At 62.2% G+C, this 23,497-nt stretch carries 27 protein-coding genes; 15 read left to right on the top strand and 12 right to left on the bottom strand.

From position 1 onward, the window contains the following. Positions 1-2 precede the first annotated feature (2 nt). On the bottom strand, positions 3-278 hold the full coding sequence (locus GCN75_RS05790; protein ID WP_152281770.1) for a helix-turn-helix domain-containing protein: 276 nt from the start codon (positions 276-278) through the stop codon (positions 3-5). A gap of 196 nt (positions 279-474) precedes the next feature. On the opposite strand from GCN75_RS05790, the gene GCN75_RS05785 reads away from it, so the two are divergent. The 7 genes from GCN75_RS05785 (at position 475) to GCN75_RS05755 (ending at position 9,684) form a co-directional block, all read left to right on the top strand. After that, on the top strand, positions 475-2,787 hold the full coding sequence (locus GCN75_RS05785) for an FdhF/YdeP family oxidoreductase (protein WP_152281769.1): 2,313 nt from the start codon (positions 475-477) through the stop codon (positions 2,785-2,787). A 13-nt stretch (positions 2,788-2,800) separates the two neighbouring features. After that, on the top strand, positions 2,801-4,198 hold the full coding sequence (locus tag GCN75_RS05780) for a cytochrome ubiquinol oxidase subunit I (RefSeq protein ID WP_152281768.1): 1,398 nt from the start codon (positions 2,801-2,803) through the stop codon (positions 4,196-4,198). Between the two features lie 48 nt (positions 4,199-4,246). Then, positions 4,247-5,227: a cytochrome d ubiquinol oxidase subunit II gene (locus GCN75_RS05775; RefSeq protein ID WP_193317393.1), complete on the top strand. Its 981-nt coding sequence runs from the start codon at positions 4,247-4,249 to the stop codon at positions 5,225-5,227. 12 nt (positions 5,228-5,239) lie between these two features. After that, positions 5,240-6,160 (top strand): bestrophin family protein, encoded by a 921-nt coding sequence (locus GCN75_RS05770; RefSeq protein WP_152281767.1) that lies wholly within the window; start codon positions 5,240-5,242, stop codon positions 6,158-6,160. A 15-nt stretch (positions 6,161-6,175) separates the two neighbouring features. Then, positions 6,176-7,021 carry a formate dehydrogenase accessory sulfurtransferase FdhD gene (gene fdhD / locus GCN75_RS05765; protein WP_152281766.1) on the top strand — a complete coding sequence of 282 codons (846 nt, stop codon included), beginning with the start codon at positions 6,176-6,178 and terminating at the stop codon, positions 7,019-7,021. 142 nt (positions 7,022-7,163) lie between these two features. After that, complete coding sequence (locus tag GCN75_RS05760; RefSeq protein ID WP_152281765.1) at positions 7,164-8,657, top strand: metal-dependent hydrolase family protein; 1,494 nt, start codon at positions 7,164-7,166, stop codon at positions 8,655-8,657. A gap of 46 nt (positions 8,658-8,703) precedes the next feature. Next, complete coding sequence (locus GCN75_RS05755; protein ID WP_152281764.1) at positions 8,704-9,684, top strand: ribonuclease Z; 981 nt, start codon at positions 8,704-8,706, stop codon at positions 9,682-9,684. Here GCN75_RS05755 and GCN75_RS05750 read toward each other — a convergent pair. Both GCN75_RS05750 and GCN75_RS05745 read right to left on the bottom strand, forming a co-directional pair. Next, positions 9,671-10,327, bottom strand: coding sequence for a tetratricopeptide repeat protein (locus GCN75_RS05750; RefSeq protein ID WP_193317392.1), 657 nt, complete (start codon positions 10,325-10,327; stop codon positions 9,671-9,673). The two genes, GCN75_RS05755 and GCN75_RS05750, sit on opposite strands and share 14 nt — an antisense overlap. A gap of 186 nt (positions 10,328-10,513) precedes the next feature. Then, positions 10,514-10,732 (bottom strand): hypothetical protein, encoded by a 219-nt coding sequence (locus GCN75_RS05745; RefSeq protein WP_152281762.1) that lies wholly within the window; start codon positions 10,730-10,732, stop codon positions 10,514-10,516. Between GCN75_RS05745 and GCN75_RS05740 the strand changes: the two genes are divergently transcribed. Then, on the top strand, positions 10,715-11,152 hold the full coding sequence (locus tag GCN75_RS05740; protein WP_152281761.1) for an XAC2610-related protein: 438 nt from the start codon (positions 10,715-10,717) through the stop codon (positions 11,150-11,152). The two genes, GCN75_RS05745 and GCN75_RS05740, sit on opposite strands and share 18 nt — an antisense overlap. Before the next feature lie 51 nt (positions 11,153-11,203). Further along, a complete protein-coding gene (locus GCN75_RS05735) occupies positions 11,204-11,674 on the top strand; it encodes a GNAT family N-acetyltransferase (RefSeq protein WP_152281760.1) in 471 nt (156 codons plus the stop codon). 3 nt (positions 11,675-11,677) lie between these two features. Here GCN75_RS05735 and GCN75_RS05730 read toward each other — a convergent pair whose 3' ends face one another. Beyond that, positions 11,678-12,238 (bottom strand): TetR/AcrR family transcriptional regulator, encoded by a 561-nt coding sequence (locus GCN75_RS05730; RefSeq protein WP_264372537.1) that lies wholly within the window; start codon positions 12,236-12,238, stop codon positions 11,678-11,680. Positions 12,239-12,440: 202 nt separating this feature from the next. On the opposite strand from GCN75_RS05730, the gene GCN75_RS05725 reads away from it, so the two are divergent. After that, positions 12,441-13,676 carry an MFS transporter gene (locus tag GCN75_RS05725; RefSeq protein ID WP_152281758.1) on the top strand — a complete coding sequence of 412 codons (1,236 nt, stop codon included), beginning with the start codon at positions 12,441-12,443 and terminating at the stop codon, positions 13,674-13,676. Positions 13,677-13,688: 12 nt separating this feature from the next. Here the strand turns inward: GCN75_RS05725 and GCN75_RS05720 are convergent, their stop codons facing one another. From GCN75_RS05720 to GCN75_RS05700, 5 genes are all read right to left on the bottom strand, one after another. Then, positions 13,689-14,183 (bottom strand): prolyl-tRNA synthetase associated domain-containing protein, encoded by a 495-nt coding sequence (locus tag GCN75_RS05720; protein ID WP_152281757.1) that lies wholly within the window; start codon positions 14,181-14,183, stop codon positions 13,689-13,691. A 98-nt stretch (positions 14,184-14,281) separates the two neighbouring features. After that, positions 14,282-14,479 (bottom strand): DUF3079 domain-containing protein, encoded by a 198-nt coding sequence (locus GCN75_RS05715; protein ID WP_152281756.1) that lies wholly within the window; start codon positions 14,477-14,479, stop codon positions 14,282-14,284. Positions 14,480-14,681: 202 nt separating this feature from the next. Then, entirely contained in the window at positions 14,682-14,981 is a 300-nt protein-coding gene (locus GCN75_RS05710; RefSeq protein WP_152281755.1) for a hypothetical protein, read from the bottom strand. Between the two features lie 82 nt (positions 14,982-15,063). Continuing rightward, a complete protein-coding gene (locus GCN75_RS05705) occupies positions 15,064-15,510 on the bottom strand; it encodes a hypothetical protein (RefSeq protein WP_152281754.1) in 447 nt (148 codons plus the stop codon). A gap of 148 nt (positions 15,511-15,658) precedes the next feature. Beyond that, complete coding sequence (locus tag GCN75_RS05700) at positions 15,659-16,066, bottom strand: GNAT family N-acetyltransferase (protein WP_152281753.1); 408 nt, start codon at positions 16,064-16,066, stop codon at positions 15,659-15,661. A gap of 353 nt (positions 16,067-16,419) precedes the next feature. Here GCN75_RS05700 and GCN75_RS05695 point away from each other — a divergent pair, with 353 nt between their 5' ends. The 3 genes from GCN75_RS05695 (at position 16,420) to GCN75_RS05685 (ending at position 18,161) form a co-directional block, all read left to right on the top strand. Further along, positions 16,420-17,166, top strand: a complete 747-nt coding sequence (locus GCN75_RS05695) for a hypothetical protein (RefSeq protein ID WP_152281752.1) — start codon at positions 16,420-16,422, stop codon at positions 17,164-17,166. Between the two features lie 95 nt (positions 17,167-17,261). After that, on the top strand, positions 17,262-17,633 hold the full coding sequence (locus GCN75_RS05690; protein WP_152281751.1) for a hypothetical protein: 372 nt from the start codon (positions 17,262-17,264) through the stop codon (positions 17,631-17,633). A gap of 150 nt (positions 17,634-17,783) precedes the next feature. Continuing rightward, positions 17,784-18,161, top strand: a complete 378-nt coding sequence (locus GCN75_RS05685; RefSeq protein ID WP_152281913.1) for a c-type cytochrome — start codon at positions 17,784-17,786, stop codon at positions 18,159-18,161. Positions 18,162-18,271: 110 nt separating this feature from the next. Here GCN75_RS05685 and GCN75_RS05680 read toward each other — a convergent pair whose 3' ends face one another. Together GCN75_RS05680 and GCN75_RS05675 are read right to left on the bottom strand one after the other, a co-directional pair. Then, complete coding sequence (locus GCN75_RS05680; RefSeq protein WP_152281750.1) at positions 18,272-18,667, bottom strand: GFA family protein; 396 nt, start codon at positions 18,665-18,667, stop codon at positions 18,272-18,274. A gap of 226 nt (positions 18,668-18,893) precedes the next feature. Continuing rightward, entirely contained in the window at positions 18,894-19,139 is a 246-nt protein-coding gene (locus tag GCN75_RS05675) for a hypothetical protein (RefSeq protein WP_152256356.1), read from the bottom strand. Between the two features lie 273 nt (positions 19,140-19,412). On the opposite strand from GCN75_RS05675, the gene GCN75_RS05670 reads away from it, so the two are divergent. Next, on the top strand, positions 19,413-20,813 hold the full coding sequence (locus GCN75_RS05670) for an aminotransferase-like domain-containing protein (protein ID WP_193317391.1): 1,401 nt from the start codon (positions 19,413-19,415) through the stop codon (positions 20,811-20,813). Between the two features lie 147 nt (positions 20,814-20,960). On the opposite strand, the gene GCN75_RS05665 is transcribed toward GCN75_RS05670, so the two are convergent. Continuing rightward, positions 20,961-21,827, bottom strand: coding sequence for an AraC family transcriptional regulator (locus GCN75_RS05665; RefSeq protein WP_152281749.1), 867 nt, complete (start codon positions 21,825-21,827; stop codon positions 20,961-20,963). Between the two features lie 89 nt (positions 21,828-21,916). Here GCN75_RS05665 and GCN75_RS05660 point away from each other — a divergent pair, with 89 nt between their 5' ends. Beyond that, the gene (locus tag GCN75_RS05660; protein WP_226941143.1) at positions 21,917-23,347 is read left to right on the top strand and encodes a cytochrome P450; all 1,431 of its coding nucleotides are present in this window, start codon (positions 21,917-21,919) and stop codon (positions 23,345-23,347) included. Positions 23,348-23,497 lie beyond the last annotated feature (150 nt).

Below are 23,497 nucleotides of genomic sequence, written 5' to 3'. Positions count from 1 at the left end.
GCCTACGGTGCTGGCGGCGCGGCAAATACCGTGGCGCACAGTTCCGCGCCCGCCGCGCTGAGTAGCGCGCTGCCGCCGCCGCTCTCCGCCGTCGTCACGTTCACCAATCCCGCGCTGGACAGCGCATTGAGCTGGCGCAACAAGGTACTCATCTGTACCCCTGCCCGCTTGGCCAGCTTGGCCAGCGACCACGGTTTTGCGGGCGCCGCCTGCCGTGCTTCCCACAGCAGCGCCAGCAAGGCCACCAGCGCCGCGTCGATGCCATCTTCCTGTTCCATGTTTTTCCTCGCTCCATGCTGGCAATGCCCGATGCACGTCCTGAACCGCATCATAAATCAGCGGCATGGCGGGCGCGATGCAAATCGCCGCATGCCCATCTGTACTCTGTTTTTTTGTCCGGAACTGTGCGCCTACGGGGCAGTGCGCCGCCCCTACCATGTGATTGTCCCATCGCATATCATCAGGAGAGTCATCATGAGCAAGCCAAAGTCCGACGCGCGCATCGCGCCCTACACCCATGCAGCGGCCGGTTGGGGAGCCCTCAAGTACGTGGCCATCAACCTGTTCAAGGAAAAAGTCAGCGCGGGCAATTACCGGTCGCTGTTCGAGCAAAACCAGCCCGACGGTTTCGACTGTCCCGGCTGCGCCTGGCCCGACCGCGAACACGCATCGACGTTCGAATTCTGCGAAAACGGCGTCAAGGCCGTGGCTGCCGAATCGACGAGCAAGCGCGTGCGCCCCGAGTTTTTCCAGGAACACACGGTCACCGAACTGATGGAACAGTCGGACTATGACCTGGAACAGCATGGCCGTTTGACGGACCCCATGGTGTATGACGCGGCCAGCGACAAATACCAGGCCATTTCCTGGGACGATGCCTACGCCCTCGTGGCGCACCACCTGCACGCGCTGGACGACCCGGACCAGGCCGCCTTCTACACGTCTGGCCGCGCCAGCAACGAAGCGGCCTTTTTGTATCAATTGTTCGTGCGCGCCTACGGCACGAATAATTTCCCCGACTGTTCCAACCTGTGCCACGAAGCGACGAGCCGGGGCTTGCCGGAAACGGTGGGCATCGGCAAGGGCACGGTGCTGCTGGACGACTTCGAGCATGCGGACACCCTGCTGCTGTTCGGCCAGAATCCGGCCACCAACCACCCACGCATGCTGGGCGAATTGCGCGAAGCGTCGCGCCGCGGCGCTGTCATCGTCTCCATCAACCCCCTGCACGAGCGGGGCCTGGAGCGTTTCACCAGCCCCCAGCATCCGCTGGAAATGCTGACGGGCGGCAGCACCAACATCTGTTCGCTGTTCATCTGCCCCACCTTGGGCGGCGACTTCGCGCTGATCAAGGCCATGGCCAAGCGCGTCGTCGAGCTCGATGACGAGGCCGTCGCCCACGGCCAGGAGCGCGTGCTCGACTGCGATTTCATCGCCGAACACACGAGCGGCTTCGACGCCTTCGCGGCCGACCTGCGCGCGGAAAGCTGGGACTTGCTGCTGGCCGAGTCGGGCGTGGCGCGCGACAAGATCGAGGAGCTGACGCAGATCTATGTGAACGGCAAGGCCGTCATCGCCACCTGGGGCATGGGCGTGACGCAGCACAAGAATTCGCTGGCCACCGTGCAGATCCTGTCGAACTTGATGATGATGCGCGGCAATATCGGCAAGCGGGGCGCGGGCCTGTGCCCCGTGCGCGGCCATTCGAACGTGCAGGGCGACCGCACCATGGGCATCGAGGAACAGCCGACCAAGGAATTCCTCGACCGCCTGGGCCTCGTGTTCAACTTCGAACCGCCCCGCCACCACGGCTACGACGCCGTCGGCACCATAGCAGCCATGCTGGAGAAAAAAGTGAAAGTGTTCGTCGCCCTGGGCGGCAATTTCTCGATGGCCACGCCGGACACGCCGCGCACCTGGGACGCGCTGCGCTCGTGCGACCTGACCGTGCACATCGCCACCAAGCTCAACCGCAGTCACCTCGTGCACGGCAAGGATGCGCTGATCCTGCCGACGCTGGGACGCACGGAAATCGACGTGCAGGCGGGCGTGGCGCAAGGCGTCACGGTGGAAGACTCGATGAGCATGGTGCACATCTCGTTCGGCATGAACCAGCCCGCCTCGCCCAATCTGCGTTCGGAAATCGCCATCGTGGCCGGCATGGCGCAAGCGACCCTGGGCAGCGAGAAGATCGACTGGCTGCGCTACTCGGGCAACTATGCGCTGCTGCGCGATTCCATCGAACAAGTGTTTGACGACTTTTTCGACTACAACTTGCGCGTGGCCAAGCCAGGCGGTTTCCACCTGGAAATCGCCTCGCGCGAGCGCGTGTGGAAGACGGCCAGCGGCAAGGCGCAATTCCTCGTCAACGCCGTGGAACTGGACACGCCCATCCACCGTGCGCGCCAGCAATATGGCGAGCGCCTGATGGTGCTGATGACCACGCGTTCGCACGACCAGTACAACACGACGATCTACGCCATGGACGACCGCTACCGGGGCGTGTTCGGCCAGCGCCGCGTCGTCTTCATCAACAAGGACGACCTGGCCATGCTGGGCTTTGCGGCCGGCGACTGGGTCGACCTGATCGGCGTGTGGCATGACGGCATCGAGCGCCGCGCCGACCGTTTCCTGCTGGTCGAGTATGACATTCCCCGCGGCTGCATCGGCGCCTACTACCCGGAAACCAATCCGCTGGTGCCGCTCGACAGCGTGGGTTACGGTTCGCGCACGCCGACCTTCAAGTCCATCCCCGTGCTGCTGGCGCCGTCGGCCGCCATCGCCTGAACAGGAGAACGCCATGTTCGGTTTCGATACCCTGGACCTGTCGCGCGCGCAATTTGCGATGACGGCCATCTTCCACATCCTGTGGCCCATCCTGACGATCAGCCTGTCGCTGTTCCTGTTCGTCGTCGAGGCGCTGTGGCTGCGCACCAGCGACCCCGTGTACTACCGCCACGCGCGCTTCTGGAGCAAGCTGCTGGTGCTCAATTTTGCCGTCGGCGTCGTCAGCGGCATTCCCCTGGAATTCCAGTTCGGCACCAACTGGGCGCCGTTCTCGCACCATTCGGGCCAGTTTATCGGCAACATCCTCGGCTTCGAGGGCGCCATGGCCTTCATGCTGGAAGCGGGCTTCATCGGCGTCATGATGTTCGGCTGGGGCCGCGTCCCCAAGGGCGTGCACCTGTTTGCCACCGGCATGGTGGCGCTCGGGTCCAGCATTTCCTCGTTCTGGATCATGGTCGCCAATTCCTGGATGCAGACGCCAGCCGGCGTACGCGTGGTGGACGGCAAGATCATCGTCACCGATTACGTGGCCGCCATCTTCAATCCCGACATGGCCTGGGCCGTGGGCCACATGTGGGTGGCCGCCGTGGAAACGGGCTTGTTCGTCATTGCCGGCATTTCCGCCTGGTATATGTTCAAGCGCCGCGAACCGGCCTTCTTCGCCCGCTCGTTCAAGCTGGCCCTGATGCTGCTGCTCGTCATCGCGCCGCTGCAAGTCTGGCTGGGCGACTCGAGCGGCGTCGACGTCTTCAAGACCCAGCCCGCCAAGGGCGCCGCCATCGAAGGCCACTGGCACACGAACCGCGATGGCGAGGGAGCGGCCTGGTCGCTGCTGGCCTGGCCCAACCAGGCGGAGCAGAAAAACGACTGGTCGCTCGAAGTGCCCGGCATGCTCAGCGTGATCGCCACGCATAGCGCCACGGGCAAGATCACGGGCCTGGCCGACATCGCCCGCGCGGATCAGCCGCCTGCGCTGCCGCTGCTGTACTACGCGTTCCGCGCCATGGCCGGCATCGGCATGTGGTTCGTGCTGCTGGCGTTCTGGACCTTCGTAGCCTGGCGCAAGGTGGGCGGACGGGTGCAGGAATTCGTGCGCAACCGCAAGCTGCTGCTGGCCTGGGTGCTGACGATTCCGCTGCCCTACATCGCCGTCGAGTGCGGCTGGATCGTGCGCGAAGTGGGACGCCAGCCCTGGGTCGTGTACGGCTTGCTGCGCACGCGCGACGCCGTGTCCGACGTGGCGGCCCACGCCGTGGCCGGCAGCATGCTGATGTTCTTCGTGTTTTACATCGTGCTGTTTGCCACCTTCTTTGTGTTCGCCAAGAAATGGCTGCAACGAGGCCCGGACGTGACGCTGCTGCCGCCGCACGCCTCCCACGCCGTGGGCGCCCTGCTGCAAGCCCGGCGCTGAGATGCGGCCCCATCAATCAAGGAATATGAGAAGTATGAGGAATATAAAATGGATATGAATTCGCATGCCATGCTGGGCAATGCCTGGTTCGGCCTGATCGGCCTGATGCTGGTGTTTTACGTGGTCACGGACGGCTTCGACCTGGGCGTGGGCATCCTCAGCCTGTTCACGCGCCGCGAGCAGGAACGCAACCTGATCTTCCAGTCCATCGAGCACGTGTGGGACGCCAACGAAACCTGGCTGGTGGTAGTGGGCGGCGCCCTGTTCGGCGCCTTTCCCAGCGCCTACGCCACCTTGCTGGAACAGCTGTACATTCCCATCATGCTGCTGATCGCCAGCCTGATCATGCGCGGCGCGTCGATCGAATTTCGCCATGCGGCCGGCAACAAGCGCCTGTGGGACCTGGTCTTCGGCGCGGGCAGCCTGCTGGCCGCCGTGGCGCAGGGCGTGGTGCTGGGCAAGGTCATCACGGGCTTGCAGCCTGGCTGGCTGAGCGGCGTCTTCACGGCGTGCACGGCGCTGGGCGTGGTGGCCGGCTATTGCCTGCTGGGCAGCACGTATCTGATCAAGAAGACGGGCGGCGTGCTGGAAGCGGCCGCGCGCCGCTACGCCACGGCCAGCGTACTGGCGACGGTCGCGGCCGCCATCGTGCTGTCGGCCGGCACCATGGTCTTCAGCGCCATCGGCCACGACCGCTGGGCGCAGCCGGGCGTGTTCGGCGTGCTGCTGTCGCTGGCCTGCGTCGCCGCCTGCGCATTTATCTACATCCTGTGGACCGTGCACGTAAATGGCGTGCGCGGGCCGTTCCGCGGCGCCATCGTGCTGTTCCTGGCCTCGTTCGCGGGCCTGGCCATCAGCTTCTTCCCCGACCTGGTACCGGGCAAGCTGAGCATCGCGGCGGCCTCATCCGATGAGCCCACTCTGATCTTCATGCTGATCGGCATGGGTTCCATGCTGCCGATCATGATCGGCTACAACCTGTTCCAATACTACGTCTTCGAGGGCAAAGTCGTGCCCCGCAAGCATTGAGCGACATCACATATGATCATTCGGCCTACCACCAACTGGTTCCGCATGCTGTTCGTCTGGAACGGCTCGGTACTGCAAGCCATCATCCCGCAATTGCTGCTGATGCTGGTCGTCAGTTCGCTGGCCTTGCTGACGGACGGCCGTATCTTCGGCGTCAAGATTCCGCTCGATACGGCACCGTTTCCCATGGTCGGCATCAGCCTGGCGATCTTTCTCGGCTTTCGCAACAATGCCAGCTATGCGCGCTTTGCCGAGGCGCGGCATATCTGGGGGCAATTGCTGATCGCCGCGCGGGCGCTGGCCTCGCAGGCGATCACCTACCTACCCCAGGAAACAAGCGGACTGGACCAGCAGTTGCTGCTGCGCCGCCTGATCGCCTTCGTGTACGCGCTCAAGCACCAGCTGCGCCAGACGGACCCGCAGCAAGACCTGGCGCGCTACCTGCCCGCCACCGAAGTACAGCAGCTGCAGGGCATGACCTTCAAGCCCGTCGCCGTGCTGCACACGGTGCGCGCCATGCTGCACGACGCCGTGCAGCGCCAGGGGGGCCAGACGCAGCTGCTGTGGATGCTCGACACGCAGCTCAACGACCTGGCCGCCACCGTGGCCGGCTGCGAGCGCATCAAGAACACGCCGATCCCGTATCCGTACGGCGTGCTCGTGCACCGCACCGTGTACATGTACTGCTTCCTTCTGCCGCTGGGCCTGGTGGACGCCATCGGCGTGGCCACGCCCCTCATTTCCGTGTTCGTCGCCTACACCCTGTTTGCGCTGGAAGCCATCGCGCAGCAGATCGCCGAACCGTTCGGCCTGGCGCCCAACTGCCTGGCCCTCAATGCCATGACGCGGGAAACGGAACGCTCGCTGCTGGAATTGCATGGCGAGCCGCTGCCGCCCTCGATCCAGCCCTGCCCGCGCTATCAGATCGATTAACCGGAGGAAAAAATCATGGAATGCGACATCACCACCATCGAACGCGACGGCTACCTGGACGTTCCCATCGTGCGCCACCAGGGAAGTGAAGCCACGGCAGGCCGCGACATGGTGGCCGAGGAGTATCCCGTGGCCCTCGTCTACAACGGCATCGCCCATGCGGTGATGATGGCCACGCCGCGCGACCTCGAGGAATTCGCCGTCGGTTTTACCTTGACCGAAGGCATCGTCGGCAGCGTGCGCGACATCTACGACCTCGACGTGTGCTGCGGCGAGGATGGCGCGGAAGTGCGGCTGACCATCGCCCAGCCCGATTTGCTGCGCCTCAAGGGCCGCCGCCGCACCCTGGCCGGCCGCACGGGCTGCGGCGTGTGCGGCATCGAAAGCCTGGCCCTGCTGGACCTGGTGCCGGAAAAGATCACGCGGCCCCTGCCGCCGCTGGTCGCCAGCAGCGCCATCATCGGCCGTGCCGCGCGCGAGCTGCTGCCCTACCAGGAGCTGATGCACAAGACGGGCGGCGTGCATGCGGCCGCCTGGTGTACGGCCGAGGGCGCCATCGTCAAAGTGTTCGAGGATGTGGGCCGGCATAACGGCCTCGACAAGCTGATCGGCTACCTGGCCCTGCACCGCATCGCCATGCATGACGGCTTCGTCTTCCTGTCCAGCCGCGCCAGCTATGAACTGGTGCGCAAGTCGGCGCGCATGCATATCGGGCTCGTCGCCACGATCTCGGCGCCCACCTCGCTGGCCATCCGCATCGCGCGCCAGGCCGGCATGCAGCTGGCCAGCTTTTGCCGCCGCGACGGCTTTGTCGAATACACGGCGGAAGACGGGGAAAACAACGGCCACCATGCACCCTGAACGGCCGATGCTACATTCTTTGCCGTAAAGCAAGTGCACGCTTGACTTGGCGCCGCGTCAGGCTTTCAATGGTCATTGTTTCCACTTATTAACATTGCCCCCGTGTCAGCGCACGGCGCGGCAGCGATGAAAGGATGGCGCGATGGCCCTGGCACAGGAACAGCAACTGGCGGACACCTGGCAGACGGGCGGCTTGAAGCCGCGCGCCTGCGACTGCGGCGGCACCGTCTTCACCATCCTGCACCAGCGGGTGATGGCGGACATGCGGCGCCGGCAATTCCTGGGCGGCGCGGCCGCCATGCTGGCGCCCTTCATCGGCTTGTCCACCAGCAGCGCCATCGCCCAGCAGCCGCAAGTGCAGCAACGGCCGCTGCTGCTGACCAATCTGCGCCTGTTCGACGGCACGGGCAAGGCGCCCCGCGCCGGCATGCACGTGCTGGTGACGGGCCCGACGATCACCGCCCTGCTGCCGGCCGGCGAAAAGGTGGACGGCGCGCAAGTGATCGATTGCCAGGGCAAGCTGGTGATGCCGGGCCTGATCGACGCCCACTGGCACACCATGCTGGCCGCCATCAACCAGGTGACGGCCATGACGTCCGATATCGGCTATCTGTACCTGGTGGCGGCGCAGGAAGCGCAACGCACCCTGCTGCGGGGCTTTACGTCCGTGCGCGATCCGGGCGGCCCCGCGTTTGCCTTGCAGCGCGCCATCGATGAAGGCATCGTCGACGGCCCCCGCATCTTCCCGTCCGGCGCCATGATTTCGCAAACCTCGGGCCATGGCGACTTCCGTTTGCGTTCGGACATTCCCCGTGCCGCGAATGCGCCGCTGGGCATGGCGGAAACGGCAGGCATGGCCATGATCGCCGATGGCGAGGCGGAAGTGCTGCGCCGCGTGCGCGAGCAGCTGATGCTGGGCGCGACGCAAATCAAGATGATGGCGGGCGGCGGCGTGGCATCCATGTACGACCCGCTCGACAGCACGCAGTATTCGGAACGCGAACTGCGCGCCGGCGTGGAAGCGGCCGCCGACTGGGGCACCTATGTGATGACCCATGTGTACACGCCGAAAGGCATACAGCGGGCCATCCGCGCGGGCGTGCGCAGCATCGAGCATGGCCAGCTGGCGGATGACGAATCCGCGCGCATGATGCGCGACACGGGCACGTGGTGGAGCCTGCAGCCGTTCCTGCAAGACGCGGATGCGAATGTGTATCCTGATGCGGCGCGCAAGGCCAGCCAGAGAATCGTCTCCGAAGGCACGGTGAAGGCGTATGCGCTGGCGCAAAAGTACGGCATCAGGACGGGCTGGGGCACGGACATCCTGTTCAACGCGAAAAACACGCCCACGCAAGGCCGCCAGCTGGCCAAGCTCACGCGCTTTTACGACCCTCTGATTCTGCTGGCGCAGGCGACGGGACAAAATGGCGAACTGCTGGCCCTGTCCGGCCAGCGCGCGCCCTACGCGGGCACCCTGGGCAAGCTGGCGCCGGGCGCGCTGGCCGACTTGCTGGTGGCCGATGGCGACCCCGTGAAAAACCTCGATTTCCTCGCCCGGCCGGAAGAAAACCTGCTGTTGATCATGAAGAACGGCCGCATCTACAAAGATAAATTAAGCGCGCCGCTGGCCGGTTGAAGACTGGCGCGTTGGCAACAACCGTGGCTTGCCGCATAATGCGCGCATGTTCAAACTGACTTTTCTCGGCACGTCTTCCGGCGTGCCCACGCGCTACCGCAACGTCACGTCGCTGGCCTTGCAAACGATGCACAACCGCGACTGGTGGATGATCGATTGCGGCGAAGCGACGCAGCACCGGCTGCAGCGCCTGCCCCTGTCCGTACACGACCTGGTGGGCATCTGCATCACCCACGTGCATGGCGACCACAGCTACGGGCTGCCGGGCCTGCTGGCCAGCGCCTCCATGACGGGGCGCAAGAAGCCCCTGCTGCTGATCGCCCCGGCCGCCATCAAGGCGTGGATCGACGCCACTTTGCTGCACACGGAACTGTTTTTGACGTATCCGCTGATCCACATCGACGTGGACAGCGCGCCGGTGGTGCACGAGGAAGCGGGGTTGACCGTCTCGCGCCACGCGCTGTCGCACCGCGCACCGAGCGTCGCGTATCGTTTTACGCTGGAAACAAGCCGGTGGAAGCTGGACAAGGCAGCCCTGCAGGCGGCGGGCGTGCCGCCCGGTCCCGCCTGGGGCGCCTTGCAGGCGGGCCAGGATGCGCTGCGCGACGATGGCAGCGTATTGAGCGCCGCCGCGTTCCGCCAGACGGAAACGCAGCGCGCCACGGTGGTGATCGGCGGCGACAACGACACGCCCGCCTTGCTGGCCGACGCTTGCGCGGACGCGCAGCTGCTCGTGCACGAAGCCACGTACACGGAAGCCATGCTGCAAAAGGTGGGACCCGGTCCCACGCACAGTTCCGTGCAGCGCGTGGCGCAGTTTGCCGCAGCGGTGCGCTTGCCGAACCTGATCCTCACCCACTTCAGCGCCCGCTATCACAATGCGGACGGCATGGCCGAGCTGGAAGAGGAAGCACGGCGGCATTACTCGGGCGAACTGTTTCTCGCGCGCGATTTCGACAGCTATGAACTCGATGCGGCAGGCGTGCTGACCAGGCTGCCCGCGAAATCCTCGCTCAGTGGGGATTGACGCCGTACTGCGCCGCATACTCGGCGGCCAGCGCGCGCGCTGCCTGCTGCTGTGACGGCGTGAGGATTTCCAGCAACTGGTCGCGGTTCTTGACCGATTGCGCGCTGCCCGCCTCGGCCGGCATGGCGATCCACGCGTACGCCTGCACGTAATCGAGTTCCACGCCCTGCCCTTGCGCGTACAGCAAGCCGTACTCGTTCTGCGCCGACAGGGAACCGGCCTCGGCCGCCTGCTTGTACCAGAACGCCGCCTCGGCATAGTCTTGCGGTACATCAATCCCCTTGCGGTAGGCCTGGGCCAGGTTGAATTGCGACTGGCCGTCGCCCGCCTCGGCCGCCTCGCGCCCGTAGGCCAGCGACTGCGCCATGTCTTGCACGACGCCATCGCCGCTCGCATACATCAGGGCCAGATTGGCCAGCGACGGCGGAAAGCCGGCCTGCGCGGCAGCCGTGAATAATTCCACGGCCTTCGGCAAGTCCTGCGCCACGCCATGGCCCTGGTAATACAGGCTGGCCAATAAATGCTGGCCGGCGGGATCGCCCGTGCGGGCGGCCGCGTCGAATTGCTTGTATGCCTCGGCGTAATTGCCGTCGTTATAAGCGAGAATGCCCGCTTCATTAAAAGATGCGCTGGAAACCGTCATGAAGATTCCTTGTTCGGGGATTTTTTTCGCATTGTACACAGCCCTGTTACGCGCGAATGCACGATAGGAAATGGTGTGGCGCATAGCCCAAATCATGCGTTATGATCATTCTCCGCTCGGTGCAATCCGCGCATTGTTCCCCCGTGCCAGCCCAAGAATATGTCCATGAAACTGATTGCTCTGCTTTTATCCCTGATTTCCACTTCGGCTTATTGCGGCACCTTGCACCTGGATAAAGCCGCGACAGGCAAAGTGCGGCAGGCAGCCGATATCCGCTATGCGAATCACGATGAAAAACAGACGTACCGGCTGAAAATCGGCAGCCAGTGGATCAAGGGCAGTTGCAGCAGCAGCGGCACGGGTAATTTGCACGCCCTGCTGCTGGACATGAATTTCGACGGCCATGCCGACCTGTGGGTAACCGGCTATACGGATAGCCAGGGACGCATACGCTGTTCCGATGTGTGGTTATGGGATGCGCCAGCGAAAAAATACAGTTTCAATCAAACATTATCGGCAATTCCGAATCTGGACATCGACATCGCCGATCAAAGAATCGAAGGGGGCATCCCCAATTGCGGCTGCGCGGCGCAATGCTTTTATAAAGACAGCTATGCGTGGCGGGCCAATACATTAATCGCCATCGCCCGGCGCGCACAGGATTGCGAGCGTTACAGGGAATACGGATTGAATGACAAGAACGAATTGATCATCGTCAAGGATGAAATCATCGATAGCGGCAATCCCGGCCAGCAGGCAATCGAAAATACCAAAGTCTTTGACTGGCAGCGCCATGCGCAAACCATGCGCAAATCCTGGGAATGAGGTTTATCCGGCCCCATACCCGCCACAGACACGACACCAGCGAGTAATTACATGACGACACATCCAGCCTCCATCACCTTCCATGCCGCCAATGCGGACGATACGGCCGCCTTCATCGACTTGCGCGGCAAGACGCGGCAAAACGCCGTATCCGCGGAACGCCTGGCGGAAGTGGGCATCACGGCCGCATCCTGGGCCGACATGATGCGCTCGGGCAACCTGCCTGGCCACGTCTGCCATCACGACGGCCAGCTGGTCGGCTATTGCTTTGGCGCGCGCGACACGGGCGAAATCGTCGTCCTGGCCCTGCTGCCGGAATTCGAAGGCCGGGGCATCGGCAAGACCATGCTGGAACGGGTCATGACGGACTTGCGCGCGCGCGGCCACCAGCGGCTGTTCCTCGGCTGCTCCGACGACCCCGCTTCGCGCTCGTACGGCTTTTACCGCTACCTGGGCTGGACCTCGACGGGAGAGAGGGACAAATACGGCGACGACGTGCTGGAATTTCGCTATACGGCCTAGCGCCTAGCCCGGCACGCGGCTGGCATCCCACACGCGCAGAATCTGCGTAATGGCGCCGTCCAGCACGGCATAGCCCACGCCATCGCGCGCCTGGATGGACACGCCCGACAGAAAGCTGTCGAAGACGGCCGCCAGCGCCGCCGCATCGGTCGCGGCGGGCAATTCGCCGCCGGCCATGCCCCGCTCCACGCAGCGCACGAAGCCGGCGCGCGTGCGCGCGCGCGAAGCCGTAAGGGGCGCGGCCACGGCCGCATGCTCGGCCGTCGGCGCGCTCATGCAGCCGAGCGCCACCATGCAACCGGGCGGATGGCCCGCATCGGACTGCATGCTGGCCGACTGCCGCAAGGCCAGTTCGATGGCTGCGCGCGGTGCCAGGCCATCATCCCACAGGCATTCCGTCACGCGCGCATACGTGTCCAGATAGCATTGCGCCGCCTCGCGGAACAGCGCTTCCTTCGAGCCGAACGCCGCATAAAAGCTGGGCGCGGAAATGCCGCCGCCCAGGCTCGCCTTGAGCTGGCTCAAGGACGTCGATTCATACCCTTGCTGCCAGAATAAAAACATGGCCTGCTCGACCGCAGCCTGCCGGTCGAACGTACGCGGCCGTCCCATTTGCGCCATCCATCCCTCCTTTTCATCTACTTACATACTACTCGATACAGAAGTCATTGACAATGCGGTGCGCGCTCGCCTATATTTATACCGATCGATACATATGTACCGCAACGACGGTCGGGGCACTCCTGCGCCCGATCATTTGACAAGGATGTTTGCCGTGAATCACGCCACTATCACTACCGGAACCAGCGCTGCGCTGGCCGACCGCCTCCCCGTCGCCGGCTTGCTGGCCCTGGCCATGACGGGTTTTATCTGCATCGTCACGGAAACCTTGCCCGCCGGCTTGCTGCCGCAGATCAGCGCGGGCCTGGACATCAGCGCCGCGCTGGCAGGGCAAATGGTCACGGCCTATGCGCTGGGCTCCCTGCTGGCCGCCATTCCACTCACCATCGCCACGCGCGGCTGGCGCCGCCGCAACGTGCTGCTGCTGACCATCATCGGCTTTCTCGTGTTCAATACCGTCACTGCGTTGTCGTCCCACTACTGGCTGACACTGGCGGCCCGCTTCTTTGCGGGCATGGCGGCCGGGCTGGCGTGGAGCTTGCTGGCCGGCTATGCGCGGCGCATGGTGGCGCCCCACCAGCAAGGCCGCGCCCTGGCGCTGGCCATGGTGGGCGCGCCCGTCGCCCTGTCCCTGGGCGTGCCGCTGGGTACCCTGCTCGGCTCCCTAGTCGGCTGGCGCGCCGCGTTCTGGATCATTTCCGCCCTGACATTGATCCTGATCGCCTGGGTGCTGGCCAAGGTGCCGGACTACCCGGGCCAGTCCGTCCATGAGCGCCTGCCCCTGCGCCGCGTGTTCACGACGCCGGGCGTGCGCCCCGTGCTGGCCGTCGTCATTGCCTGGATGCTGGCACACAATATCCTCTACACCTACATCGCGCCGTTTGTCGCCCCTGCCGGCTTGACGGGCAGAATCGACCTGGTCTTGCTTGTCTTCGGCGCCGCCGCCATGGCCGGCATCTGGATCACGGGCAAGCTGGTCGAGCGCCACCTGCGCGCCACCGTGCTGGCCAGCCTGGCCGTGTTTGCCGCGACGGCCCTCGTGCTGGGTGTCGCGTCGCACTTGCCTGCCGTCATCTACGTGGGCATGGCCGTCTGGGGCCTGAGCTTTGGCGGCGCGGCAACGCTCTTGCAGACGGCGCTGGCCGATACGGCCGGCAACGGCGCCGACGTGGCCTTGTCGATGAATGTGGTGGCGTGGAACGGGGCCATCGCGGCGGCAGGCGTGGCGGGCGGCGCCCTGCTGGAAGCCTGGGGCGCGGGCGCCTTCCCCTGGGCCATGGCGAGCTTGCTGGTGCTGGCCTTTGCCATTGCCTGGTCGGCCCGCAAACATGGCTTCCGCCCGGGACGGCGCAGCGGCGGCGCGCCCGTGGCCGGGCATTGACATGGCCGTCGCTTAATTGGCAGCGGGGATGGGCAGGATGCGGGGCACATGCCCCGTGTGTGCGAGGAAACGTACCATGGCCCCATGCGACAGCGCCACGGTAGCCGTGTTGCGCAGCGGATGGGCTTGCACAGATTCGGCTTCCCACACGGCCTGGTCCAGCACCAGTTCCACCGCCTGCGTGCTGTCGTGCAGCAAGGCAAACAGGCTGACGGAACCGGGCGCGATGCCCAGGTGCCGCAGCAGGCGTTCCGGCAAGGCCATGCTCAGCTTGTTTGCCGGCAGCAAGCGCCCCAGCGCGGCCAGGTCGATGCGCTTGTCGCAAGGCACGATGACAAGCCAATGCCGGCGGCCCTTCTCGTCGCGCACGAACAGGTTTTTTACCATCAGGCCGGGCATGGCCGGCACATGCATGAGCGCTTCGGCGATCGTGTGCACGGCCCGGTGCTCGACGAGCGGGCAGTCGCCGGCATTGCTGGCCAGCCAGCGGGACAGGGTGTGGTGCATTGCTGATGCCTGAGACGCGTGTGCGATACGGTGATTGTAGCGGGTGATTGCAGCGGGTGATTGTAGCGGCTCGCTGAACCGTCCGGCGGCAGTCGCCGTCAAGGCTGGCTTTCATCCTCTTGCTTGTCGGCCGCCGCCAGCCCCCAGTCATTCCAGCCTTCGCCAAACAGCTCGATCGGATGCTGCGTGCGCTCGGAACCATTACCGCAACGCATGGCGTCCGGCGGACAATACTTGTCGCAGCCCCAGCAGATGCGCTCGGGATTCCTGGGGTTCAAGGGAAACGGTTTGGCCATGGGCTTGGGCAATGGAGCCGGTTGAAGTCTCGCCAACGACTGTAGACCTGGCGCGGCAGGCGGTCAAACGAATTTCGGCGGAGAACTTGTCCGGGATCAATTCTGCGCAGATGGCTGGAGTGAGGACAAAACGTCGTACCCTATTCTGCGGAGACCCGGGACATCTTCCACATGGTTGGCCCGTCGTGCAGGCTGCTGAAATTTAACCCTGGTAGCTGTTCACTGCATCATTGGCATTATTCTGAATCACTTCCATCATCCGCGCGTTACCCTTGTATTTCATCCCGAGTATCCTCAGTTCAGTTTTCGCCGCCTTGCAGTATTTATCAATATTTTTCACAATATCGTCCCGCTGCCGCTCAGGCAGCTCTCCATCGAACTCCCCGGCCAAATGCTCGCATGCCTGCGCATGAGAAATGAATCTTTTTATATCTGGCGGGAGGACCTCCTTTGAAAACACAGGAGAGGAAAAAAACAAAATAGACAGTAAAATTAATCGCATGATTTCCTTGAATAGCCATGATTAAACCAGTGTGGTGCGCATGCCCAGGGCCGCCATACTCCGCTGCCATCATGTAGCGGCATTATCCAGTAGAAACAAACGCTTGCAGCACGATGCGCGCCACATCGACACTGCCGTCGGCGGCCGGCTGTGCCTTCAGTTCGTCCAGCGCATACACCATCGTCACCATGGCGCCAGGCACGAACAGCTTGATATCCTGCTTGCGGTGCGCGTAGATGCCCTCATCGACGGTCGAGCCATCGGCCAGGCGCAGGGTGACGCTGTTGACTTGATCGCCGCGGCGGCTGTCCTGGCCCGCGAAATATATGCGTTCTATGATGCCCGTCAACGTTTGCGTCTGGATGCGTCCCGCTGTGATGCTTTCCCACCAGGCGTCGGAGGCGAACAGGCCGTGGCGGCCTTTCAAGCCCATGTGGGGCCTGGCGCTGTCGAGGGTGAGGGCTTGGGTCTTGGCAATGCGGCCGGGGTCCTGTGCCAGGGCTTCGGCGAGGGTGTAGACGGGTTTCATAAGGCGCAGGAACTCCTGGTCAGCATGGCTGATGCGGTGAGGATGGCGGGTTTGACGCGAGCGCGTCCGCGCTCAAGGGTAAGATCGCATGCAGGGGCGAGCGGCATGTCTCCACCTTCTCGCGCCCTCTTGCATCGAGGCATCCTCCTCAATGCTGGCGGCGCACGACGTAGGCGTTGCCCGCCGGCTCAAAACCCAGCGTCGGATAATAGGACATGGCATCGGGAGCGGAAAGCAGTATCAGGGACACTTCGTCGCCGATGACTGCCTGGGTGCGCCTGACCAGCTCTTTGCCGATACCCAGGCCCTGATATTGCTTGTCGACGGCCAGGTCCGAGAGATAGCAGCAATATGCATGGTCGGTCAGCGAGCGGGCCAGCCCCACAAGCTGGCCATCCACCCATGCCGACAGCAAGAGGCAAGGCGCGGCAAACATGCGCGCAATTCTCGGAAGATTGGCGGTCGGCCGCTTGATGCCGGATTGATCGAAGACGCGGACAACATCGAGCGGATCCAGAGGAAAGTTATGACGGTATTCGACAGTGGTGTTTTTCATGGGTTCATGGGTGTAAGGAAACCGCGCATGGCGCGTTCAGTGCTTGATCCGGGCTGGGCGGCTTGCCGGCCCGGGAAAAAACCTCTTGTATGCCAGAGTATAACCAGCGATCATCCAGGCCTGTGGACGATACGACAGAAGCGGGCGGAGGCAGCGGGATCTGTCGATGCCTGGCGTGACGGCGCCAGCAGCGCGCACCAGAAACCATGATGCCGCCGGGTGGCTGCCGCCCCATCGCCGGCATGCCCGGACGCTGATTCAAGCGCCTCCGACCTGTTAAAATATATGCAAATTTCAATCAGTAAACCATGAATAACCCGGATTTTTTCAGCTACAAGGAATGTGCTTAAGCAATGAAAGCCATTATATTCTGCACCAGTTTTATAAAAGATGCGCCGTCATGGGAAAGCCGGTATCAAAGGTGGCTCGACTATTACGAAAACATTCCAATCGATGCCGTCAAAAAAATAATGATTGACGATGCTTCGCCATTTCTTCCGCCTGCCGAAATCATCAAGACGGTTTCCAATAAAGATGCGCTGGCTTCCAATGGCGACAAAAATCTCATCATTCGCTTCGATAACAATCTGGGACGGCAAAGCGGGGCTGATTACCCCGGCTGGTGGCGGAGCTTTCTCCATTCCATCAATGTGGCAAATGAATTAGGCGTCGACAAGATCATCCACATCGAATCGGATGCCTATATCATGTCGCCGCGCCTGGTAAATTTCATCAATGAAATAGAATCAGGCTGGAACGTCTTATGGTCTCCGCGCTATCGGTTTCCCGAGACGGCCATTCAAGTCATCTGCCGGGATCAATTCGGCATCTTCGAGAAATTCAAGGACGACAACCCTAGCCTGGCTTTCCCCGATATCGCGGAAAACCTGCTTCCTTTCACAACTGTACACAAGCAGTTCAAAGGCGACCGCTACAGCGATTTCACGAAAAACAGATGGATATTCCGTTCGCGAAAATTCAATAAAATCCCCATCTTCAAATGGAAATTTTTCTGGGAAACGATACCGCCGGATGCGGACTTTGTCACCCAAGGCATCAGCAGTCAACAATTCACATATCGACGGAGTGAAGAAGTCTGACTGCGTCAAGCTGAAAAAACTCGCCAGCGCGCAATGCCTGGCGATGCTCCCCTATTTCTATCCAATATCAAACAGAGCCGGCAAGGCTTGTCAATATGTTGCTACCATCACCATTGAATACACGCGTGTGCGCCACCCTGATTGCCTTTCTCGTTGCCGGCATCTCGCCGGCACGCGCGTCCACGCTGAACGAGGATCGGACACGCGGCGACATACAAGGCTTGTTTGAGATAAGGGATGCTGCCGTCAAGTTCATTGCAGCGGAAAATCTAAAAGATGGCACAAAGTGGCACGTCATGGAGCCAAACCGGAAGATTCTGGTCAGCACATGCGCGGCGCCTTTGCGCGTCACATGGGTTGCAAAGAGCTACGGCCTGTCTGGACCCAATGTTGCCGTGAGTTGCGCCAGGACCGTAAAGCCCACGACACAAAAGAAATGGGAAGTGTTCGTGCCGGTCAGCCGATAAGGGATTCATCGCTCATGACTGGCCGCGTGGAGAGTCAGGCGCCTGCGATGCGGTGACACCAGAATTTCTCGATTAAAATCACCGGCTTCGTGCAAACGGACAAGGACAGATATAATCATGGATTCATATCTGGCTCAGACAACACGCAACATGAAAATATTACTCATCGCTTCGCTGGGAATTCTGTCACTGCTTCAAACATCATCGTCCTTCGCCGAGAATATCAATGGAAAAAATCTCTATGTACAGAGATGTGCCATGTGCCACGGCGTGGATATCAAGGGAACAGGGCCATTGGCAAACAAAAGCAATCCGCCCACACCTGACCTGACAACATCCGCTTTCAAAAAGCGCCTCAGGGATTATCCGGGCGTCATTGTTTCATCGGTAATCTTGCGTCCGAATGGAGACTTGATTCCAAAAACCCTGAAAGAGAATGGCGTCAAGGTGGCGCCGTACGCCTGGCGGGTCAAGGATTTTCGCGATTTAAATGAGTACATGAGTGATGTGATTGCAAAGAATCGATGATACCTCGATGAAGGGTCGCTACGAGGTTCCATCCTGAGAAAAAACGAGCATCGCAATTCTTCGAAAACTCAGGAGTACAATAAAAAAGCCAGTCAACTGACTGGCTTTTTTTATGATGTCGGACTTTCTTGAAACTGTTTTGCATTATCACAGATCTCATACCATGCAGGCTTGGAGCCGACATACACATGAAATTGCATACTTATCTCAGGGTCATCATCCAGGCAATTCACCGAGATTGGAAATGAATCACTCTCTGAGCCAATCTCTCCCAAAGACGTCCCGCAGTGCTTGCAAAAGGTTCTTGCATATGTAAACGGTGGCTCTGGCGCATATCGTTGAATAAATTCCCGCCCCTCCAGCAAGGTAAATGAGCTTTTATTAACGAAGGCCAGGGCACTTGCTCCGGCCTTCCGGCAACGAGAACAGTGGCACATGCCCATCATGGCTGGGGGCGATGCCAATTCAAACTTTACCGAGCCGCAGCAGCAACTGCCTTTGATCATGAGGTGTCCTGTTTGAAAGTTGATACTGTATTTTTACACAGTACTTTCAGACAGGCAAGGCATACGTGCAGGCACTTTCAGACCCCAAGACAGAAAGCACCGTGCGGGCGCGGGAGTCGGGCCCAGCATGGATACAGGCACAGATGCGACGAACTGATGCGGCATCCCCTTCAAGGATGAAACACAGGTCACGGGCCTGGAAAATTCGCCAGGCTTCGCACTTCGCTCATGAGAAGGCCAACTCCAGGCCGAGCATCCTGACAAAGATGAAGGTGACGAGACCCAGGCTCAGCAGCAATAGTCCGAAGATGGCGATCACCTTGCCGCTCGCACGCAGCACCGCGCGATTCTGCTTCGCCTTGTCCTTATCCTTCTTGCCTTGATCGTAATGCCACTTGATGGCAAAGAACATGCCCGTGGCGAGCACGAGAGCCTTGAACGTGACGAAGACTATAGGGGTCCAATCTATCATTTTGAATATTTCCAGGCTATTACTTGACACTATCTGTGGTGAGGAACACTTCCTCAAAACGCTGCTTCAGCAGCAACTGCTCCAACCCATCCCCAGGCACCCTGTTTGACTCTTTCATTATAGCCAGCCATGACATCACAGTGGCATCGGGCGCAGTGATGTGCCGAATGCGCATGAGAGCAGAGAAAACGTCAGCAACTGCCATACAAGCATGGTGTTGCTCTACGTTATGATGCATACTACATGAAAACAATCTCCATACATTGAGACAAAATGTCCCAGTTGAAAACCATACAAGATGAAGATTTAACCAACTGGCTGCCGCGCCTGACCCCGAACAAAGGGCCGCGTTTCCTGCAGATTGCCGATGCGCTGCAGGCGGCGGTGGCAATCGGTTCCTTGAGCCCGGGTGATCGGCTGCCCCCGCAACGCCACCTGGCAGCCCAGCTGGGCGTCGACCTGACGACGGTCACGCGCGCATACGACGAAGCCAGGCGCCGCAACTTGCTGGAGGGCCGCGGCGCTCGGGGCACTTATGTCGCGGCGCCGAAAGTCGAATTGACGGCGATCCTCGACCTGAGCATGAATACCCCGCCGCCGCCCTATGGCGTGGACTTTGACGACATGTTGAGACAAGGCCTGTCGCAAGTACTGATGAGGGCAGATAATGAATTGCTGATGACTTACCACCTGGGCGGGGGAAGCGACTCCGACCGCAAGGCTGGCAGCAAATGGCTGGCGCCGATGTTCGGGCATCTGGATTCCCGGCAGCTTGTTGTCTGCCCCGGTGCGCAAGCGGCGATCGCCGCATTGATCCTGGCGCTGACGGAGCCAGGCGACGCGATCCTGGCAGAGCCAAGCAGTTATCCCGGCTTGCGGGCCGCAGCAGCCCAATTCGGCCGGCACATCATTGCCGTGGAAGCGGACGAGCACGGGATGGTGCCCGCGATGCTGGAGCAAGCGTGCCGCCAGCACAAGCCGGGGCTGATCTACCTCAATCCGACATTGCAGAACCCGACCGCCATCACCATGCCGGAACGCCGGCGCAAGGAGCTCGCCGGCATCGCGCAGCGCTGCAATGTACGCATCGTCGAGGACGATCCCTACTGGCTGCTGGCCGATGCCCCGCCACCGCCCGTTGCCACGTTTGCCCCGGAACACGTGTACTACATCTCCACCCTGTCGAAATGCCTGACGCCCGGCTTGCGTGTCGCCTTCGTACTGATACGCGACCCGCAGGAACGCGAACGCTTCCTGGTCGCGCTCAGGTCATTTGCGCTGATGGTCGCGCCGCTGACGGCCGCCCTGGCCACGCAGTGGATACTCGACGGTTCGGCCGACGGCCTGTTGCAAGGCGTACGCAAGGAGGCGCGCCTGCGCCACCGGATGGCCCGCGATATCCTGGCGGGGCGCTACAGCGGCTCTGGTGACGGCCTGCACGTATGGCTCGAGTTGCCGGCGTATTGGAACTCCTCGCAGCTGGCGCGGGCAGCCGACAGCTCCGGCATCGCAGTCACGCCGGCGGAGGCATTTGCAACTGGCAGCGTATCCGTGAATGCCATCCGGATCTCCCTGGGCAGCATCAAGGACCGCGGACGCTTGCAGGCGGGTCTTCAACGACTGTCGCATCTGCTTGCAAGGCGGCCCGAGTCGTTCAGCGCGGCCGTGGTTTGACTGTCCACGCGCGTGGATCAGTTCCGTCACTCAGATACGGACTGATGCGCTGGATGCGGTAAAAGCCGGGGCAGTCGAAAGACAATCGGGATCACGAACGCGCGCCCGCGGCGCGCGAAGCTGCCGCGCGACGGCAGCGATCCCTGGTCAAACCCATATGCGGTACAACCAATAGCTCTCATCCGTCTGCGCGAGCGTAATCAGCTCGCGCGGGCTGGCGCCCACCAATTCGCGCGCATCACGCGACAGATGCGCCTGATCCGCGTAGCCTGAACGGGCCGCCACGTCGGACAGCGACGTTTTCCCCTGCTGCTGCTCGCGCGTCGCAGCCACCAACGATTCCTCGGCCCGCGCCAGGCGGCGCAGCATACGCAAGGGGTGCCCTGTCCACGTCCGCACGCGGCGCTCCACCATTCGTGCGCTGCGTCCCGCGCCAGCGGTTGCGGCCCGCAGGGCAAGCGCCTGCAGCCAGTCATGGATCGGCGCCCATAATGCGCCCTCGGAGCCCCGCTCCTGGCGCCATCGCGGCTCCAGCCAGTCTTCCAGCACGGCGATACGGGCCTCATCGTCCGCCGCCGCCAGCAAGGGCGCCGACAGCGCCCGCCATTCGTCACCGAGCGCAGCGCCAAGTTCGGCCATATTATTGATCTGAGCGGACATGTCCATCCCGGTCAGCCGATGCAGCGCGTCGGCAAAGAACAGCACCGTAATCGTGTGTACGGGGCCGGGATTGGCAGTGATGCACGGCTGCGTGCGCGGACCGGAAAAGACGGCGTCGCCGGGGCCCGCCTCCTCGCCGGTGGCCGGCTCCACCAGTGTGGCATTTCCCTCGATCATCCATGTAATGGCGCAGAACGGCGTCGCGGGAAAGCGGTTAAGACGCTGTGCCGGCGGCAACGGGGCAGAGTACATGGTGCTGCGTACCAGCCAGGCACGTACGCAGGAAGCCAGTGCCACGCGCGGGGCAACGAGGCGTGCGACAGTCGGCGGGCAGATGGCATCAGGTGGCGTCATGCAAGCATTGTAGCGTGTCGCAAACGTTCAAGACCTGCTTGCCTGAGCAAACGATACTGCCTTCATCACCTGCCAACCGAGGGAGTTTCATGAATACTGCCGCCATGCCCGTCTCGCGCGAGATCGCCGACTTGCCTGCCCCGCCCGCGCTGCCGTTTCTCGGCAATGCGCACCAGCTCAACCCCCGCACTATCCACCGGACCATGGAAAAATGGAGCGGGCGCTACGGCCCGATATTCCGGGCCAGCATAGGCAGCCGGCAAGTGGTGGTGGTGTCGGACAGCACGGCGATCACCCAGGTACTGCGTGCGCGGCCCGACACCTTCCGCCGCCCCGCCGTGACGGCCGACATCTCGGCCGAACTGGGCGGCGCACCCGGTCTGCTGCTGGCCGAGGGCGACGAATGGCTGACGCAGCGCCGCATGGTGATGCACAGCTTTTCGCCAGCAATGGTCAGGGCGTATTTCGTGCGTCTGCGTCAAGTGGGCCTGCGACTGGCGCAGCGCTGGAACGCTGCGGCACAAGCGCAGCAGGAGATTGATCTTTCTGGTGACCTCAAACGCTACACGGTCGATGTGATTGCCGGTCTCGCCTTTGGTGAAGACGTCAATACGCTGCTCAACGGCGACGACAAGCTGCAGGAAGACGTGAGCGAGGTGATGGCCGGAGTGGCCCGCCGCTCGCTGATGCCGTTCCCTTACTGGCGCTGGCTGCGGCTTCCCGCGGACCGGCGCCTGGAACGCAGCGTACGCGCACTGCAGGCGGCGACGGATGGTTTTATCGACCAGGCACGCCACGCGCTTGCGGCCGATCCCGCGCTGCGCGCCCAGCCCGTCAACATGCTGCAAGCCATGCTGCTGGCAGCCGGGAAACCGGATAGCGGCGTCAATCAAGCTGTCATTTCTGGCAACGTCTCCACCATGCTGCTGGGCGGCCAGGAGACGACTGCCAGCGCGCTCGCATGGCTGATCTGGCTGCTCTGGCAGAATCGAACCGCACTGGAACGTGCGCAACAGGAAGTACTGAGCAAGATATCCGATACCGACACGATGACACCGGAACAGGTCGACGGGCTCGATTATATGGAGGCATGTGCGCTTGAAGCCATGCGCCTGAAGCCACCCGCGCCATTCCTGCCGCTGCAGGCGCTGTGCGAGACCACGGTATTGGATGTGCGCCTGCCGGCGGATACCCTGCTGTGGTGCGTATTGCGGCACGACAGCGTGGCCGAGGCGTTCATTCCCGAAGCGCAGCGTTTCACACCGGAGCGTTGGCTGGTTAACGATGGCGCTGCCCGCCAGTTGTCCCTGCCGTTTGGCGCCGGGCCAAGAATGTGCCCTGGACGCTACCTGGCACTGATGGAAATCAAGGTAGCAATGGCAACGGTGCTGGCCAACTTCGATGTCACGCAAGTCCGGCCATTGACTGGCGCCGCCCCCAGTGAAGTGATGGGTTTCACGATGACGTCCACGCCGCTGGCGATCACCCTGCGCCAGCGGGGATCGGCGGCAATGGACTGATCGCTCCTGGACAGGAATCTTCTTATGGAGCGGTATCTCCAGCGCGTTGGCAAGCGGCGCCAACACTCCGAGGCCATGGGCACGTGACGGTAGGCAAACACAGCAGGTGTTGCTGTCCTCGGGTTGGTGGAGCGCCAGCGCAACACAGGA

Origin of the sequence: Janthinobacterium violaceinigrum, from assembly GCF_009208555.1 — a bacterium.
In the GTDB taxonomy this organism is placed as follows: Bacteria; Pseudomonadota; Gammaproteobacteria; order Burkholderiales; family Burkholderiaceae_D; genus Janthinobacterium; species Janthinobacterium violaceinigrum.
This window is presented reverse-complemented; position numbering and strand designations above follow the sequence as displayed.

What these genes read in the sequence shown, in the direction of transcription:
- GCN75_RS05790 (WP_152281770.1), bottom strand. Translation starts at nt 278, where the DNA reads ATGGAACAGGAAGATGGCATCGACGCGGCGCTGGTGGCCTTGCTGGCG.
- GCN75_RS05785 (WP_152281769.1), top strand. Translation starts at nt 475, where the DNA reads ATGAGCAAGCCAAAGTCCGACGCGCGCATCGCGCCCTACACCCATGCA.
- GCN75_RS05780 (WP_152281768.1), top strand. Translation starts at nt 2,801, where the DNA reads ATGTTCGGTTTCGATACCCTGGACCTGTCGCGCGCGCAATTTGCGATG.
- GCN75_RS05775 (WP_193317393.1), top strand. Translation starts at nt 4,247, where the DNA reads ATGGATATGAATTCGCATGCCATGCTGGGCAATGCCTGGTTCGGCCTG.
- GCN75_RS05770 (WP_152281767.1), top strand. Translation starts at nt 5,240, where the DNA reads ATGATCATTCGGCCTACCACCAACTGGTTCCGCATGCTGTTCGTCTGG.
- fdhD (WP_152281766.1), top strand. Translation starts at nt 6,176, where the DNA reads ATGGAATGCGACATCACCACCATCGAACGCGACGGCTACCTGGACGTT.
- GCN75_RS05760 (WP_152281765.1), top strand. Translation starts at nt 7,164, where the DNA reads ATGGCCCTGGCACAGGAACAGCAACTGGCGGACACCTGGCAGACGGGC.
- GCN75_RS05755 (WP_152281764.1), top strand. Translation starts at nt 8,704, where the DNA reads ATGTTCAAACTGACTTTTCTCGGCACGTCTTCCGGCGTGCCCACGCGC.
- GCN75_RS05750 (WP_193317392.1), bottom strand. Translation starts at nt 10,327, where the DNA reads ATGACGGTTTCCAGCGCATCTTTTAATGAAGCGGGCATTCTCGCTTAT.
- GCN75_RS05740 (WP_152281761.1), top strand. Translation starts at nt 10,715, where the DNA reads ATGAATTTCGACGGCCATGCCGACCTGTGGGTAACCGGCTATACGGAT.
- GCN75_RS05745 (WP_152281762.1), bottom strand. Translation starts at nt 10,732, where the DNA reads ATGGCCGTCGAAATTCATGTCCAGCAGCAGGGCGTGCAAATTACCCGT.
- GCN75_RS05735 (WP_152281760.1), top strand. Translation starts at nt 11,204, where the DNA reads ATGACGACACATCCAGCCTCCATCACCTTCCATGCCGCCAATGCGGAC.
- GCN75_RS05730 (WP_264372537.1), bottom strand. Translation starts at nt 12,238, where the DNA reads ATGTTTTTATTCTGGCAGCAAGGGTATGAATCGACGTCCTTGAGCCAG.
- GCN75_RS05725 (WP_152281758.1), top strand. Translation starts at nt 12,441, where the DNA reads ATGTTTGCCGTGAATCACGCCACTATCACTACCGGAACCAGCGCTGCG.
- GCN75_RS05720 (WP_152281757.1), bottom strand. Translation starts at nt 14,183, where the DNA reads ATGCACCACACCCTGTCCCGCTGGCTGGCCAGCAATGCCGGCGACTGC.
- GCN75_RS05715 (WP_152281756.1), bottom strand. Translation starts at nt 14,479, where the DNA reads ATGGCCAAACCGTTTCCCTTGAACCCCAGGAATCCCGAGCGCATCTGC.
- GCN75_RS05710 (WP_152281755.1), bottom strand. Translation starts at nt 14,981, where the DNA reads ATGCGATTAATTTTACTGTCTATTTTGTTTTTTTCCTCTCCTGTGTTT.
- GCN75_RS05705 (WP_152281754.1), bottom strand. Translation starts at nt 15,510, where the DNA reads ATGAAACCCGTCTACACCCTCGCCGAAGCCCTGGCACAGGACCCCGGC.
- GCN75_RS05700 (WP_152281753.1), bottom strand. Translation starts at nt 16,066, where the DNA reads ATGAAAAACACCACTGTCGAATACCGTCATAACTTTCCTCTGGATCCG.
- GCN75_RS05695 (WP_152281752.1), top strand. Translation starts at nt 16,420, where the DNA reads ATGAAAGCCATTATATTCTGCACCAGTTTTATAAAAGATGCGCCGTCA.
- GCN75_RS05690 (WP_152281751.1), top strand. Translation starts at nt 17,262, where the DNA reads ATGTTGCTACCATCACCATTGAATACACGCGTGTGCGCCACCCTGATT.
- GCN75_RS05685 (WP_152281913.1), top strand. Translation starts at nt 17,784, where the DNA reads ATGAAAATATTACTCATCGCTTCGCTGGGAATTCTGTCACTGCTTCAA.
- GCN75_RS05680 (WP_152281750.1), bottom strand. Translation starts at nt 18,667, where the DNA reads ATGATCAAAGGCAGTTGCTGCTGCGGCTCGGTAAAGTTTGAATTGGCA.
- GCN75_RS05675 (WP_152256356.1), bottom strand. Translation starts at nt 19,139, where the DNA reads ATGATAGATTGGACCCCTATAGTCTTCGTCACGTTCAAGGCTCTCGTG.
- GCN75_RS05670 (WP_193317391.1), top strand. Translation starts at nt 19,413, where the DNA reads ATGTCCCAGTTGAAAACCATACAAGATGAAGATTTAACCAACTGGCTG.
- GCN75_RS05665 (WP_152281749.1), bottom strand. Translation starts at nt 21,827, where the DNA reads ATGACGCCACCTGATGCCATCTGCCCGCCGACTGTCGCACGCCTCGTT.
- GCN75_RS05660 (WP_226941143.1), top strand. Translation starts at nt 21,917, where the DNA reads ATGAATACTGCCGCCATGCCCGTCTCGCGCGAGATCGCCGACTTGCCT.